A 14,369-nucleotide genomic window follows, 5' to 3' on the forward strand; every position below is an offset into this window, starting at 1 on the left:
GACGCCGAACGCGTCAATGCCGGCTCGATTCGCACCACCCTGGAGACCAGACACCGGGCCAATCCGATGCCCCAACCTAACGCAGGGGGTGCGATGAAAAGCGAGATCGATTGTGTCGTCATCGGCGGCGGGATCGCCGGGTTGATGAGCGCGGCACGGCTAGCGAGCGCGGGCATGCGGGTGCGGCTGATCGAGCGTGACCTGCTGGGTGCGGGTGCGACGACGAGCAATCACGGCCTCATCCACTCCGGGGCGCTGTACGCGCGATGGCATCCCGAGATCGTCACTGCCTGCGCTCAAGCCCAGATCGCCTACCGGACAGCGTTTCCCGGCTGCGTTGTCACCACTCAACCGTGCTGGTACTACGGCACGCCGGAGACGATGCACATCTACCGTCAGTTGTGGCGACGCCACGACATCGTCCACCAGCGCGTCGATAGCCGCGAGATCAGCGAGGTCCTGCGGGTCGATGGTCGCGATGTCTCCGCGTGCGCGATCAGCGAACTGGTCATCGACACCCACGCACTGCTGAATCAACTTGCCGCACAATGTATCCGGCTAGGTGTGGAAATCTCGGTCGGGGTGAAAGCCGCGCGGATCGTCACCGAGGATCGCCGGGTACGTGGCGTCGCGGCAGCACACGCGCTGGTACCCGCGCCGAGGGTGGTGGTGTGCGCGGGCATCGGTACCCGCGCCTTGCTCGATGACGCGGGCTCGATCATCGGCGCCGCGTTGTCGTCGCGGTTGGAGATGCTCACCGCCTACCCCGGTGTCCTGTCGCGGCCGCTGATCGGGCTTGAGTTCGGGTGGCCCGCGTTGGCGCCGACTACGGCCGGGGTGGTGCTGGCCTCGCGCTACGGCGGGGTCCAGCCCACGGTGACCAGGGCGGCCCGGTGGCCGGTACCCACCGGCGAGGCCGCCGCGCTCGATGCCGAACTGCGGGACTGGCTCGCGCCGGGAATCATCGCCCACGGCCGCGCCAGCGCGTGGGTCTGCTCGAAAACCGAACACCTCGGCGAAGACGCCGACCAGTGGGGCACCGCACCGAACTTCGCGGTCATCGACCACGCCGCCCGAGAACAGCTCCAAGGGCTGTGGACGGTCTTGCCCGGCAAGATGACCCTGGCGATGCACGCATCGCGTCACGTCGCCGCCGCGATCACCGGCACGTCGGAGTCTGTGGCGTTGCGCGCCGATCGGGCGGTCGCGGTCGATGACGCGCGGGGCCTGGTCTCCGGGCAGCCGTGGGTCAGCGAGTCGATGCAGGTGGCACGATGATCACACCGTTCACCGCCGCGTTGAGCGAAGCCGAGATCGCCATGGCAGGGGCCGCGATCACCGAAATCCTGCGGTCGGGCGATCTGGTGCTGGGTCGGCACACCGAAGCGTTCGAGGCGCGCGTGGCCGCGTTGGCCGGCGCCCGTGAGGCGGTCGCGGTCAATTCTGGGTCGACCGCGCTGGAGATCATCTTCGCCGGGTTAGATGTCGCTGGCCGCACCGTGTTGGTCCCGACGAACACCAACTACGCGACAGCGGCGGCCGCGACGCGGGCGGGGGCCCGCGTCGAACTCTACGACGCAGGCCTGTATCCCGACCTCGATGATCTCGCTGCGCGCCTGACCAGCGCGGTCGCCGCTGTGGTGGTCGTCCACATCGGCGGCTACCTCAGCGTGCAACTGTCTGAGCTGGTCGCGATGTGCGAGCGTGCGGGAGCGGCGCTGGTCGAAGACGCCGCCCACGCGCACGGCGCCCACCTGCACGGCATCCCGGCGGGTGGCTTCGGGGTCGCGGCGGCCTGGTCGTTCTTCGCGACCAAGGTCGTCACCACCGGCGGCGAGGGCGGCGCGATCACCACCAGCGACAACACCCTCGCGGCATTCGCGCGCCAATACCGCAACCAGGGCAAAGACAGCGACGGCGTTCACACCCTGGCGGGCAACAGCTGGCGGATGACCGAGATCGGCGCGGTGATCGGTGTGATCGGACTCGACCAGCTCACCGCCAACACCCGCACCCGCCGCGCCATCATCGACCGCTACCAGCGTAGCCTCGCCGGTCCCTGCTTGGCTTTCCCCGAGATCGGCGACAACAACCAGGTCAGCGGCCATAAATGCGTCGCGATACTGGCCGACGGTGCTGATCGTGACGCGGTACGGGCGGCAGTCGCCGAGCAGGGAGTGATCCTCGCCCGCGGTGTCTACGAGCAACCGCTGCATCGACAGCCGGTGTTCGCCGACCTCAACGTGCATGACCGGTTCCCCCACGCCGAGGACTTCGCCGCCCGCCACATCTGCCTGCCGTTATGGCGGGCCATGGACACCGTGACGGTGGAGAAGGTGATCGCCGCCGTCGCGGCGTCGCTCGCGACCGCGCGCTAGCTGACCGCGGCTGGGCCGACCCGCGACCAGTCGAACCCGAGGTCGCCCTTTTCGGTGATGATCTTCTCCCACCAGTCACGGTGGGAGACATACCAGGCCACCGTCTCGGCGATCCCTGCGTCGAAGTCGCGCGTTGGTGCCCAGCCGAGCTCGGTTTCGAGCTTGGTCGGGTTGATGAGGTAGCGGCGGTCGTGGTTGGGCCGGTCGGGGATGTGTTCGATCCACTCGCTCGGGTCGAGACCGAGCTCAGTCACGACACGGTGGACGATTTCGAGGTTGGTGACCTCGCAGCGCGCGGAGATGTCGAAGATCGGCAGCAATCCCGGATCGGTGCTCGCGGCCGCCGGAATCGGGGGGAGGTCGGCGTGTAGCACCTGGTGCACGGCCACGCAATGGTCCTCGACGTGCAGCCAGTCCCGCGACTGCGAGCCATCTCCGTAGACGGGGACCTTGCGGCCGCGCAGCAGGTTCGTCACTGCCAGCGGGATCAGCTTCTCCGGCAGCTGGAAGCGACCGTAGTTGTTGGCGCAGTGCGTCATGCGGATATTCAGGTCCGGGTAGGTCGCCATGTAGGCGCGTACCATCTGATCCCCGGCCGCCTTCGCCGCCGAGTAGGGCGTCTTCGCGTTCAACGGTGAGCGTTCGGTAAACCACTGCTGCCCGGCGGCCAGTTCCCCGTAGACCTCGATGGTCGACACATGCACATGCGAGGTCACCGGCATCAACCGGCTGCACTCGGCCATCACCTGCGCGCCCAAGGCGTTGGATCGCATGAACACCGACGGCCCCAGGATCGCGCGATCGTTGTGGGACTCGGCAGCGAAATTGACGACGAAGTCCGGCCGGTTCTGCCGGTAGATCGCTTCCATCGCTGCCAGGTCGGCGATATCGGCTTGAACGAAGCTGACCTTGTCGATCACTGCATCCAGGTTCGCGACGTTGCCCGCGAACCCGATGTAGTCCACCGCCACCACGTGTGCGTCCGGCTCGCGTTCGAGCAGGAAGTGCACGTAGTTCGCGCCGATGAATCCAGCGGCACCGGTGACCAGGTAGACAGACATGCCAGGCAGCGTAGCCGACTAACTGTTTCCCCAGCCCGCGCATGTTCACCGCTGACATTCCTGTCAGCGCGTCGGCCCCGAGGCTCAGTGCCGCACTCTTCCGGACAGGTGTGGATCTCCGATTCGAGATCGTCGGTGAGTGCTCCTCTTAGCTCCCGAGGCGGATCAACAGGGTGTGACGGGTTGCCCGAATGCTCTCGCCGGGTCGAATTCCTGCCCGTTTGTGGAGGCAGTGATAGAGCTGGCCGAGCATCTTGTTCACGAGGTGTCTCAGGGCAGCGGAGTGCCGGTCTCCGTGTGCTCTGCGGCGGAGGTAGTGATCGCGGGCTGGTCCGGAGTTGGCGGCCGCTGAAGATCCCCAGACCCAGCCCGCGGCGGCGAGGCGGTCGTTCTTGATCCAGCGGAAGGTGATCGAGATGCTGCGTCCGGATGCGCGGGTGACGGGTGCGGTTCCGGCGTAGGCCTTCAAGGCGCGGGCATCGGCGAACCTGGTTCGGTCGTCGCCGATCTCGGTGTTGGCCAGGGTCATCGCGTCGGCGTGGTCGGACTTCGACCGCGCCATGGTGTGGCGTTCGTGGTGGCGGGCAACGGCCATCGGGCGGATCGCGTAAACCGGTCGGCCGGTGGCGCGGATCGCGGCGACCATGAGCCCGCGCGGGGTTTCGATCGCGACCGGGATCGGGTCGGTGGCGGTGTCTCCGGCCGCCGTGAGTAGCTCGGTCAGGGCGGTGAATCCGGCCGGATCGTCGCCGATCCGTTTCCTCGATACCAGGGTGCCGTCCTGGTCGACGATGGCGACATCGTGATGACCTTCGGCCCAGTCTATCCCGCAGTAGCGACTCATGTGCCCTGAGGTTCGGGGCTGCTGCAGGGGTGGGTGACAACCGAGATGGCTTGCCGAGAGGCAGGCCTGAGAGGATGTCGCAGTGCCCAAGCCGTATCCGAAAGAGTTCCGCGACGACGTCGTGCGGGTCGCTCGCAACCGCGACGACGGAGTGACCCTGGAGCAGGTCGCGGCCGATTTCGGGGTTCATCCGATGACGTTGTCGAAATGGATGCGCCAAGCCGAGATCGATGACGGGAACAAGCCCGGGACCACTCGCAGTGAGTCGGTCGAGTTGCGGGATGCTCGCCGCCGGATCCGGTTGCTCGAGCAGGAGAACGAGGTCCTGCGCCGCGCCGCGGCGTATCTGTCGCAGGCACAGATCCCGGGAAAAGGCTCTACCCGCTCGTGAAAGAGCTTGCCGCCGAAGGTATCCCTGTGGCGGTGACGTGCCGGGTGCTGCAGCTCGCTCGCCAGCCCTACTACCGATGGCTGGCAGATCCGGTGACCACTGGCGAGGTCGCCGAGGCGTATCGGGCCAACGCCTTGTTCGACGCGCACCACGATGATCCGGAGTTCGGGTACCGATTTCTCGCCGACGAGGCCCGTGAGGCCGGGGAAACGATGGCCGAGCGGACCGCGTGGCGGATCTGCTCGAGCAATCGGTGGTGGAGTGCGTTCGGCAAGCCTCGGCGTGGCAAGAACGGCAGACCCGGGCCACCCGTCCATGACGATCTGGTGCGGCGGAACTTCCGCAGCGACGCACCAAATCGCCTGTGGCTCAGCGATATCACCGAATATCACACCGGTGAAGGCAAGCTGTATTTATAAGTTACGTGGAATCTCGCAGCCATCCTCGCCCCCTGTGACCACGAACTATGGGGGTGGATGCGAGCGGCGGGATGAGGGTGGTCGACCGGTGGCCGGTATTGGGACGGCACGCGCGGGCAGCGCAGTGGCTACGGGTCTGGGCTGATCTGGGTCGTGCGCCGCGCACCATCGACGCTTATGCGCGGGGGCTTGCGGAATTTTTGCAGGTGTGTGAGCGGGACGGGATCGATCCGGTGACAGCGACACGGGCTGATGTGGCGGTGTTCGTGCGGGAGTTGACGACGCGCCCGAGCCGTCGCGGCGCGAATGTGGTGGTGCTGGATTCGGGGGCGGGGTTGGCCAACGCGACGCTGCAGCAGCGGCTGGTTGCGGTCCGGTTGTTCTTCGATTTCCTTGTCGAGGAAGGGATTCGGGAGTCGAATCCCGTTGGGCGGGGCCGGTATACACCTTCCGGGCGGTTCGGCGACCATAGCCGCGGACTGGTGCCACGGATGGTGAAGTTGCCGTGGATTCCCAGCGAGGCGGAGTGGCTGCGACTGCTGGAGGCCTTCGCCGCCGAGCCGATCCGGAATCGGGTGATGCTGGCGCTGGCTTACGATGCCGCGCTGCGCCGCGAAGAGCTGTGTTCGCTGCGCACCGATGATCTCGACCCCGCGCTTCGCATGCTGCGGGTGCGAGCGGAGACGACCAAGACCCGCCGGGAACGCATGGTCCCCTACTCGGCGTCGACCGGAGTGCTGTTGTCGCAGTATCTGCGGCATCGGGCAACGGTGAGCAGGGCTCGGGGTGGGTTGTTTCTGTCCGAATCGCGCCGCAACCGCAGTGAGCCGCTGACGTTGTGGACGTGGTCGAAAGTGGTGCGGCGCATCGCATTAGCGGCCGAGGTGCCGAACTTCTCGACCCATACCACTCGGCATCTGTGCTTGACCGACCTGGCGAGAATGGGCTGGGAGCTGCATGCTATCGCCACCTTCGCCGGGCATCGCAGCACCGACTCGACTTTGACCTATATCCACCTGTCGGGCCGGGATCTGTCGGACAAACTGAATTCCTCCATGGCGCAGATCCATGCCTGGCGCCTCGAGATGCTCACCCGCGCTGGGAGTTCCGGCGCGGGACCGGACATGCCGGCATGAGCGCCGCCGCCAACCGGGCGCGGATAAGCACCGCCGCTGATCACCGGCTGCCTGGATCAATGCGGTGGGACCGGCGGATCATGTTGAGCGACACCGAGATCGCGGCGTTGGCCGCGCTCGATCCGCAGCAGCTGCGCCGAAACAAGGCCGTGGGCATTCCGCGGCGGACCGCGGTGCATTGGCGGGCACTGGCCCGGCTGGTCGAGCCTCTGGACGCGACGGTGGCCGGGTTGCATCACGACGGCGCCGAATCGGTTCCGCCGCGCCGGCAGGCAGGCGGCAGCGGTCGTGCTGGCCCACTGCGCCGAAACCGGCCGCAGCTGGTGGGGCTGGACCCCATGGGAGTGGGCCGCGCTCTGCGGCGGCAGCGCACGCGAATTCACCACCGCGCGGCCGATGCCGACCGAGTCGACAGTGCGTCCCTTCGTGGTCGCCCTGGCCTATCTTCTCGGCGGGTTCACCGACTTCCATCGCCTGGGCATGTTCAACCGATTTCACTTGGCCTGCTTGATATTCGGCGATCCCGTGGTCGCCGAGGCGATGGATGAGGCGGGGCAGGTGCTCGACCGGTGGGGTTACCGCCTCGACGGTGCCCGAACTCGGATGCACGGCGTGTTCAGCCAGGCGTTGCTGCTCAACGGCAGCCCTCGCCTCGCCGACCTGTCCACCTCGGCGTTCGAGCAGCTGCGGGCCCATCCCGCGACCGTCGGCCACCAGGGGTCGATGCTTTACGCGCTGCAACGAGCCGTTGCCGAGTTGGGACACTGCGACCCGCCGGTCCGCAGCGGATACCTCCCGTTCGAGGAAATCGAAGGAACCGATCCTGCCTGGGCCCAGTGGGTCGAACGCTGGTATGCCACTTCCACTTTGACTCCGAAGGTCCGCGCCTCGGTCCGCAACATCATGGCCAAAGCCGGTCGCTGGCTGGCCGCCGAGCACCCCGAGATCACCGAACCGTCGCACTGGACCAGAACGACCTGCGCGGCCTGGGTCGCCGCCGTCGACCGAATGAGTGTCGGTGACTGGGTTCAGCGTCACGACGCCCTCGGCAAACGGGCCGGCACCCCGATCTCACCCCGCACCAAGGCTCAGAATCTCAATGCCGCCCGGACGTTCTTGCGGGACTGCCAGGAGTGGGAATGGATTCCCCGCCGCTTCGACCCGAACCGAGCCCTGGCCGTTCCCCGCAGCGTCGCCGCGCTGATCGGCCCGAATCCCCGCGTGATCGCCGATGAGGTCTGGGCCAAACTTTTGTGGGCCGGGCTCAACCTCGAACCCGCCGACATGCCCGGCACCTCCGGCGACACCGCCTATCCGATGGAGCTCGTGCGCGCCATCACGGTGACCTGGTTGTTCTCCGGGCTGCGCAGCGACGAACTCTCCCGCCTGCGAGTGGGCTGCATCCGCTGGCAACACGCAGGGCAGCCCATCCCCGGCGACTCCGCCGACGTCCTCGCCGAGGATGCGGTCTGCCTGCTCGATGTTCCGGTCCACAAGACCGGCACCGCGTTCGCCAAACCGGTCGACCCCATCGTCGGACAAGCCATCGAAACCTGGCAGAAAATGCGGCCAGACCAGCCGAAACGGCTCGACCGCAAAACCAGCGAGCACGTCGACATGCTGTTCTCGGTCCGCGCGCATCCTGTCGCCAAGTACTACATCAACCGCACCGTGATCCCGGCGCTCTGCGCCAAGGCCGGTGTCCCCACCGCCGACGTCCGCGGCAACATCACCAGCCACCGCGCTCGCTCCACGATCGCGAGTCAGCTCTACAACGCCAAAGAGCCGATGACCCTGTTCGAGCTGCAGGCATGGCTCGGACACAGCACCCCGAACACCACCCAGCATTACGCCAAAATCACCCCGAATACCCTGTCCAAGGCATATTCCGAGGCCGGATACTTCGCCCGCAACATCCGCACCATCGAGGTCCTCGTCGACCGAGAAGCTGTCACCTCCGGCGCAGCCGCCGCCGGAGAACCCTGGCAGCACTACGACCTCGGTCACGGCTTCTGCACCTACACATTCTTCGAACAGTGTCCCCACCGAATGGCTTGCGCCCGTTGCGATTTCTACACCCCGAAGAACTCCAGCAAAGGCCAACTCCTCGAAGCCAAGGATAACCTGCAACGGATGCTGGCCACCATCCCGCTCACCGACGAAGAACGAAACGCCGTCGACGAGGGACACAGCGCCCTCGACCAGCTCCTCGAACGCCTCATCGACATCCCCGCCCCAACCGGAGCCACACCCCGACAGATCGGCGTTCCACCCACCGCCACCCTGCTGCCCATCACCCCCATAACCCCCGAAAAGCCGCCATAAACAGGACATTTCAGATTCCACAGAATGTGCGCGATCAAAGATGTCTTCTCCAACCGGATCATCGGCTACTCGATCGATTCACGGATGAAGTCCCGACTCGCGGTCACCGCGCTGAACAATGCAGTCGCCCGCCGCGGTGATGTCGCCGGTTGCATTCTGCACACCGACCGCGGGCCAGGCCCGCGCCGGATCTGGTCGAACGCAACTTCACTGCCGTGGAACCGAACCGGCTGTGGGTGGCCGATGCCACTCGTGTTCCGTGTGGGCAGGGCGCGTTCTGGCTGGCCGCGGTGCGCGATGCGTTCTCTAATCGGATCGTGGGCTGGAAGACCTCTGACCGCTGCGATACCGAGTTGGTGCTCGGTGCGATGGAATACGCGGTCTGGAGCCGGGAGATCCGTGACGGGCAGTTGATTCACCACAGCGACCGCGGTTCGACCTACACCGCGATCCGGTTCGCTAATCGGTTGGCCGACATCGGGATCGCGCAATCGATGGGATCGGTCGGCGACAGCTACGACAACGCGTTGATGGAGAACTTCTTCTCCACTCTCGAGACCGAGCTGGTCTACCGGCGGACCTGGCGCACCCGCGACGAGGCCGAGAACGCCCTGTTCGCCTACATCGACGGCTGGTACAACTCCCAGCGCATCCAGAAGAAGCTGGGCTGGCGATCACCCGACGAGTACGAAGCCGGTTACCATCAACGGGTTCCTGCTGGAACCAGATAATCCGCTCCCCGGATTAGCGGGGGAACCTCACTGCGCCACCCACCGGCGGCCGAGATCGTCGCCTCGGTGGTCGCCGTCCTGGACGGTGTCGGGCATGTGCCGGGCGAGTCGCTCGATTCGCTCACCGTGCGTTTGCGTGCGCACTATCGCCTGCAAGCTGACACGGCCGAGACGGAGCGTCATGGCGGTGCGCCTGTGGAAGACGAGCGTTATTGATCAGCCGCGTGTAGCGCCGTCGGGCCATACGATGACGACGGGCACGCCCTTGTCACGGGCCAGCTCCACGACAGTGCCGGTGCCGCCCTTCTCGCTGGGCTGGGAATCCCATACGGCTATCAGGGTGTCGCAGGTGCCGACGACTGCCTCGTTCGCGGCCTCGTATGCTTCGCGGCCTGCCTCGTCGAACTCCATCACTCGCACGGTGTCGGCGCGCCGGATCAGCTCGTCGAACTGCTGCGCGTGGTCGGGTTTGACCTTGCGCTCGCGGTAGTTCCGCGATGGCAGCACGACCTCGAGGCTGCCGCCCGTATCGAGGACGGCCTGCGCGAATACCGAGTCGGCACCGCGGGCGATGCAGCTGATTCCGACGAGATCGGCTGCATCGCCGTGTTCTTCGAGGACGCGCCGGATCTCGCTGTAGATGAGCGGAACCGAGTCGGCGGTGATGTTCATGTGTCCGGTCACACCGATGCGAGTCATACCCACTTCTATACAGGTGCGGCGATGAGAGGGCGCATCCTGTCGCGGAACTCTGCCACGACCGCGACGTCGGCGAGTGCGCTGGTTCGTTGGTACATCTCGCCGAGCTTGACCCGTACGCGGTCGGATGCGGTCCGTTCCACGGTGGTCAGAGCCTCGTGCCCGAGTCGACACGCTTCCTCAGCCTCGCCCTCGATCAGGCGAGCCTCAGCGATGCCGAGCTGGTCGAGGGCCGTGCTGCGCAAGCGGTCCGGCCTGCGGAGAGCGATGGCCTGCCCGATGTATTCGGCGGCCGGTGCAGCGTACTCGGGGTTGCGCTGCGCCATCTCGAGTAAACGGCCGCCGGTGGTGCCCGCGAACTCGGCGGCATCGAAATAGCCAATCCAGTACGGGTTGTCGCTGGGCTTGGTCGCGGCGAGTGTTTCGAACGCACGGTCTGAAGTCCGCCGGAACGCAGTCGGTCTACCGAGCTGTGCATATGCCCACGCCTCGCGGGTATCGAGCATTGCCCGGACTGCGGGTGCCGCCTCGTCCGCGGCGATATCCTGCGCCAGGCGCACGAGTTCGAGCGCGTCATGTGCGCGGCCGAGACACAGCAACTGCCGGGCCATACCGGAAAGCGCGTGCGCAGCGAACGGCGCGTCGCTGGCGGCCTTGGCGGCCCGGACCGCCAGGACGTAGTACCGCTGCGCGACGGCCTGCTGTCCCGAATCCCATGACATCGTGGCTGCGGTCTCGGCCAGCTGCGCGAGTACAGCGGTCAGGCGGCGGCGCAACTCTGGCGAAATGGTGCTGTCGAGCAGGTCGGTTACCTCGTCGAGCTGGCCGACGACCGCCTTGCGGCGCAGGCCACCGCCGTACTGGTCATCCCACTCGCGGAACACCCGCGCGGCGGTCTCGAGCTGCTCGACCTCTTGGATACCGATCCCTGCGGCGCTGGTCACTGTCTCGGGCTGGCCATCCGGTGCACCTAACCAGTGCTCGAGGGGCTCGAGCAAGTTCGCGCCGACAATGACGCCGAGTAGCGCGCGGGTGGCTTGCCGCCGGTCCACCATTAGATCCTTTCGGGTGAGGTCATGGGCTATCGCGGTGCAGTCCGCAGTCCAGACGCCCGGCTCCCATTGCTGCGTAACGGGTTCGGTCGGGCCGTCGGAATCTCTGGGCAGGACTATCGAGACACGGGTCTGCCTAGCGGCGAGGTATCGCGCCCGCTGCTTGGGCGTCGCCAACGCGAGGGCCGTGTCCATCGCTTCCGCGAGTTCGGCGTCCAACGTGATCGTCTCGCCGCGGGCGGCGTACTTCTTGACCGTGCTCTCGTGGATGCCGATTTTCCTCGCGAATTCCTTCTGCGAGATGTCCAGCGCTTTCCGCAGCGCTGTCACGTCGGCACCTGTCCATGCCTCTTGCATACCCGTTACCCCTGGTTGGTGGGAGATGCGTAGACCGAGCGTATACCGGCGTGTACCGGCGTCTACTTCATTCGGAGCAACCCGCGCGCGAGGGTGAAGGCAGCACCCGCCGCCAGGTCGGCCCCTTACCCCTGGCGTCGGGTGCACTCCATCCGTTCCAGGGAGCTGGAGGCACCCGACATGGAAATCATCCTCGCCGTCACGGTGATTGCGCTACTCCTCGTTGTCGGCGTAGCGGCCGCGCGGGGTGGCCCGCGAGAGCACACCGATCACGCCGACTATGTACGCCACCACGCACGCCGTTCGTGCGATTTGCGCGCAGAGCGCGGGGCCGGTGCTGCTCGAGCAGGCGGTCCGCTACGACCGGCTTCTCGACGCGATCGTCTCCGGTCGGCTGCGACCGCCGAGATGTCCCGCGCACGTGGTGGGCGGGTATGGCAGCCCACCACAGCGAGCACGCGTGGCGGTCGGAATGCCGGCGCATGAATCGAGCCCGTCCTGCGCGCTCGCTCATTCCATCCCTTCCCCAGGAGTTCGCTTGTGATTCAGAATAATTCGGCGTCCGGTGACCAGGTTTCGGGCGGGCCGATCGCGACGGAATCCGACGGCGGCGGGCCGATGTTCTCGCGTGCGGCGTCGGCCTCCGCATGGCCCGGCGGGCTCGGGGGCCTGGAGGGGTCTGCGCTGTTGATCAGTACCGACAACGGCGGAGATGCCGACGACGCGACCATGGTGACCTGCGCGGCGGGGGTGCCCGAGGTGGCGGCGGTGATCACGGCCGCCGAAATCGGTGGCGAGCGTGCTCGATTCACGCGGCACCAGCTCGACCTGCTGGGTCGGGGGGATGAGCCGGTGATCACGGGGCAGGATCTCGGTAATCGGAAGTACTGGGTGATGTCGGGGGTAACTCCTTCTGGGGTTTCCGCCCAGCCGGTTGATGTGGTGGGCGCCGTGCGTGCGATTTGCGCGCAGAGCGCGGGGCCGGTGCGGTGGCTCGGATGCGGTCCGATGACCGAACTCGCCGCGGTGCTGCGTGCCCAACCGGATCTGGTCGACCGGTTGGTGATCACCCAGATGGGTGGTGCCATCAACTACCGGGACCCGGACAAGGCCGAGCACAATTTCCGGCTTGATCCCGACGCGGCACGCTACGTCCTCGCCCATGCTCGGTACCTGACGTTGGTGGTATCCGATGTGACGTTCACCGACGAGATCGCGCTGTATCCCGGGCATCCGATCCTCATCCGGCTGGCCGCGCCCACTGCGCCGGCGTGGGCGGCACTGTTGGCCGAGCACTTCGATCGATGGGAGGCAGCGACCGGCTACACCAGCAAGATGCACGACCCATTGGCGTTGACCGTCGCGCTGGGGCTCGGATTCGTCCGCGTGGCACGGCGGCCGATCACCGTCGGCGAGGACGGCCGGATGAGGATCGATCATTCCGAAGGCCGGTCCGTCCTCGTCAGCACCGGCGCGAACTATCCGCACTTCGTGGCCTGGCTGTCTCAGCGCCTGACCAGCTGGTCGCCGGCCGCGATGTCGGCAGTACCGGCGCCGGCGCCGGGGGAGTAGGCCGTGGTGCGTGTCGATGTACCCGCCCCGGTGCCCACCGGCACGGCGACCTCGGACCTGGTGACCGTCCTGCATGTTCAGCAAAAGGCGGTCGCGGTGGTCGGTGTCGCGATCCCGCCCGCCCCCATCGACGTGGCGGGGGTGCGGATTCGGTTCGGCTGCGATGTCGCGCTGGATGATCGGGGATACGACGAGATGCTCGCGCGGGCCGACGCCGCGGTGAGCCGACTGTGGCCGCGCACCCGAATCGTGGCCGGCCACCGTCTGCTTCCGGTGCTGGATCAGGCGATGCTGCTGCGGTCGGATCCCGGGCACGACATGCTTCGCATGGTGCGTGATCGGTGGGTGAACCGCCCGTCGATGCTGCAACCGAAAATGGTCGATACCGCGCACGACCGCGCGCAGGCCCCGGTGACGGGGGTGTCGCTGGCCGGGGTGTGCGGACAGGCCGGCCTGCACACGCGATGGATCGGCCCTGACGAGAACTCTGGGGACGTGGCGCGCACGGCGCTCACCGGTGCCCTGGCGATCGCGCTGCTGGCCGTTCCCGACGTCTTCCGGTGGAGCCCGTGGCTGGATCTGGACGCGATCGTCGCCTCGGTGCTCGATGTCCGAGGCGTCGACGGCTCGTGATCAGCCGCCCGTGGTCATCGATGCCCGTGGCGAACGTGATCCCCGCTCTGCCTTGATTCCATTCCTGAAACGTTGACCGTTTGGAGTTCCAGTGATTCAACAGCTTCCACGCAGTATCGAGGTCGTCCGGTGGTCGGCGTTGAGCCGTGCGACCCGGTTGGTGACTGTGGTGCATCCGGTGTGGCATGGCCATGATCTGCTCGGTGTCGGGGTGGTGAGTGTGCCCGCCCCGACGACGCCGGTGGTGCTGAGCCCGGGGCGTCGGATCGAGACCGGCGCCATGATCGCGGTATGCGGCGAGAGTGGTGATCTGGGCGGGGTATTCGACGCGGTGGAGGTCACCCTGGGGCCGCTGTGGGCCCGCACCGAGCTTTTCGCCGCGCACGATCTGCCATCGCGCGTGGATCCGCTCTTGGAGATGCGCCCCAACCAGCACACGCTGCTGCGGCGGCTGCGCGGCCGCTGGGAGGACCGCCAGTTCGCGCGGGCGCCCCGCATGGTCGACCTCGGCGGGGTTCCCCTCACCAAGGCTTGCGAGACGATCCACTCCTACCGGTTCAATCCGCTGCCCGGTGGTGACACGGTGCGCGGGATCCTGACCGAGGCGCTGGCCGTGGCGGTGCGGGCCTGCGAGGGCTACTCCTGGTCGGGCCTGCTGGATCTGGATGCGCTGGTGGTGCACGCGCTGACCGGCGCCCGCCGGGACGACTCGTGATCCCCGGCATGGTCGGGGGCACGAGTGTGGCGGGGCCTCGATTCCGGAGGGGACGA

15 protein-coding genes and 3 pseudogenes are annotated in these 14,369 nt (G+C 66.9%); 12 read left to right on the plus strand and 6 right to left on the minus strand.

What is annotated here, in order from left to right; genetic code table 11:
- Positions 1-93 precede the first annotated feature (93 nt).
- Positions 94-1,278: an NAD(P)/FAD-dependent oxidoreductase gene (locus tag OHB21_RS18105; RefSeq protein ID WP_328439691.1), complete on the plus strand. Its 1,185-nt coding sequence runs from the start codon at positions 94-96 to the stop codon at positions 1,276-1,278.
- Complete coding sequence (locus tag OHB21_RS18110; RefSeq protein WP_328439693.1) at positions 1,275-2,378, plus strand: DegT/DnrJ/EryC1/StrS family aminotransferase; 1,104 nt, start codon at positions 1,275-1,277, stop codon at positions 2,376-2,378. Before OHB21_RS18105 ends, OHB21_RS18110 begins: the two co-directional genes overlap by 4 nt.
- Here the strand turns inward: OHB21_RS18110 and OHB21_RS18115 are convergent.
- The 3 genes and pseudogenes from OHB21_RS18115 to OHB21_RS37755 all read right to left on the minus strand — a co-directional run.
- On the minus strand, positions 2,375-3,439 hold the full coding sequence (locus OHB21_RS18115) for a dTDP-glucose 4,6-dehydratase (protein ID WP_328439695.1): 1,065 nt from the start codon (positions 3,437-3,439) through the stop codon (positions 2,375-2,377). The genes OHB21_RS18110 and OHB21_RS18115 overlap by 4 nt on opposite strands.
- Before the next feature lie 165 nt (positions 3,440-3,604).
- Positions 3,605-3,950, minus strand: a pseudogene (locus tag OHB21_RS37750) (transposase); the annotation flags it as partial.
- Between the two features lie 54 nt (positions 3,951-4,004).
- Positions 4,005-4,283 (minus strand): annotated as a pseudogene (locus OHB21_RS37755) (IS110 family transposase); the annotation flags it as partial.
- Positions 4,284-4,365: 82 nt separating this feature from the next.
- Here OHB21_RS37755 and OHB21_RS18125 point away from each other — a divergent pair.
- From OHB21_RS18125 to OHB21_RS18155, 7 genes and pseudogenes are all read left to right on the plus strand, one after another.
- A complete protein-coding gene (locus tag OHB21_RS18125) occupies positions 4,366-4,674 on the plus strand; it encodes a transposase (RefSeq protein ID WP_067514889.1) in 309 nt (102 codons plus the stop codon).
- A gap of 26 nt (positions 4,675-4,700) precedes the next feature.
- Positions 4,701-5,093 (plus strand): hypothetical protein, encoded by a 393-nt coding sequence (locus OHB21_RS18130; RefSeq protein WP_328439697.1) that lies wholly within the window; start codon positions 4,701-4,703, stop codon positions 5,091-5,093.
- A 71-nt stretch (positions 5,094-5,164) separates the two neighbouring features.
- Positions 5,165-6,229 carry a tyrosine-type recombinase/integrase gene (locus OHB21_RS18135; RefSeq protein WP_328439698.1) on the plus strand — a complete coding sequence of 355 codons (1,065 nt, stop codon included), beginning with the start codon at positions 5,165-5,167 and terminating at the stop codon, positions 6,227-6,229.
- A 525-nt stretch (positions 6,230-6,754) separates the two neighbouring features.
- Positions 6,755-8,554 (plus strand): tyrosine-type recombinase/integrase, encoded by a 1,800-nt coding sequence (locus OHB21_RS18140; RefSeq protein WP_328439700.1) that lies wholly within the window; start codon positions 6,755-6,757, stop codon positions 8,552-8,554.
- 24 nt (positions 8,555-8,578) lie between these two features.
- Positions 8,579-8,728: pseudogene (locus tag OHB21_RS18145) on the plus strand (DDE-type integrase/transposase/recombinase); the annotation flags it as partial.
- A 41-nt stretch (positions 8,729-8,769) separates the two neighbouring features.
- Complete coding sequence (locus OHB21_RS18150) at positions 8,770-9,285, plus strand: IS3 family transposase (RefSeq protein WP_328439702.1); 516 nt, start codon at positions 8,770-8,772, stop codon at positions 9,283-9,285.
- A 66-nt stretch (positions 9,286-9,351) separates the two neighbouring features.
- Positions 9,352-9,501: a hypothetical protein gene (locus OHB21_RS18155; RefSeq protein ID WP_328439704.1), complete on the plus strand. Its 150-nt coding sequence runs from the start codon at positions 9,352-9,354 to the stop codon at positions 9,499-9,501.
- On the opposite strand, the gene OHB21_RS18160 is transcribed toward OHB21_RS18155, so the two are convergent.
- The 3 genes from OHB21_RS18160 to OHB21_RS18170 form a co-directional block, all read right to left on the minus strand.
- Entirely contained in the window at positions 9,502-9,957 is a 456-nt protein-coding gene (locus tag OHB21_RS18160; protein ID WP_328439706.1) for a hypothetical protein, read from the minus strand.
- A gap of 35 nt (positions 9,958-9,992) precedes the next feature.
- On the minus strand, positions 9,993-11,366 hold the full coding sequence (locus OHB21_RS18165; RefSeq protein ID WP_328439708.1) for a helix-turn-helix domain-containing protein: 1,374 nt from the start codon (positions 11,364-11,366) through the stop codon (positions 9,993-9,995).
- A 572-nt stretch (positions 11,367-11,938) separates the two neighbouring features.
- Entirely contained in the window at positions 11,939-12,169 is a 231-nt protein-coding gene (locus OHB21_RS18170) for a hypothetical protein (RefSeq protein ID WP_328440162.1), read from the minus strand.
- Here OHB21_RS18170 and OHB21_RS18175 point away from each other — a divergent pair.
- The 3 genes from OHB21_RS18175 to OHB21_RS18185 all read left to right on the plus strand — a co-directional run bounded on the left by OHB21_RS18175 (position 12,123) and on the right by OHB21_RS18185 (position 14,313).
- Positions 12,123-12,965, plus strand: coding sequence for a nucleoside hydrolase (locus tag OHB21_RS18175; protein WP_328439976.1), 843 nt, complete (start codon positions 12,123-12,125; stop codon positions 12,963-12,965). The genes OHB21_RS18170 and OHB21_RS18175 overlap by 47 nt on opposite strands.
- A gap of 3 nt (positions 12,966-12,968) precedes the next feature.
- A complete protein-coding gene (locus OHB21_RS18180) occupies positions 12,969-13,598 on the plus strand; it encodes a hypothetical protein (protein ID WP_328439710.1) in 630 nt (209 codons plus the stop codon).
- A gap of 139 nt (positions 13,599-13,737) precedes the next feature.
- Positions 13,738-14,313: a hypothetical protein gene (locus OHB21_RS18185; RefSeq protein WP_067509296.1), complete on the plus strand. Its 576-nt coding sequence runs from the start codon at positions 13,738-13,740 to the stop codon at positions 14,311-14,313.
- Positions 14,314-14,369: the final 56 nt, after the last annotated feature.

It is taken from the genome of Nocardia puris (assembly GCF_036051655.1).
Lineage (GTDB): Bacteria > Actinomycetota > Actinomycetes > Mycobacteriales > Mycobacteriaceae > Nocardia > Nocardia puris.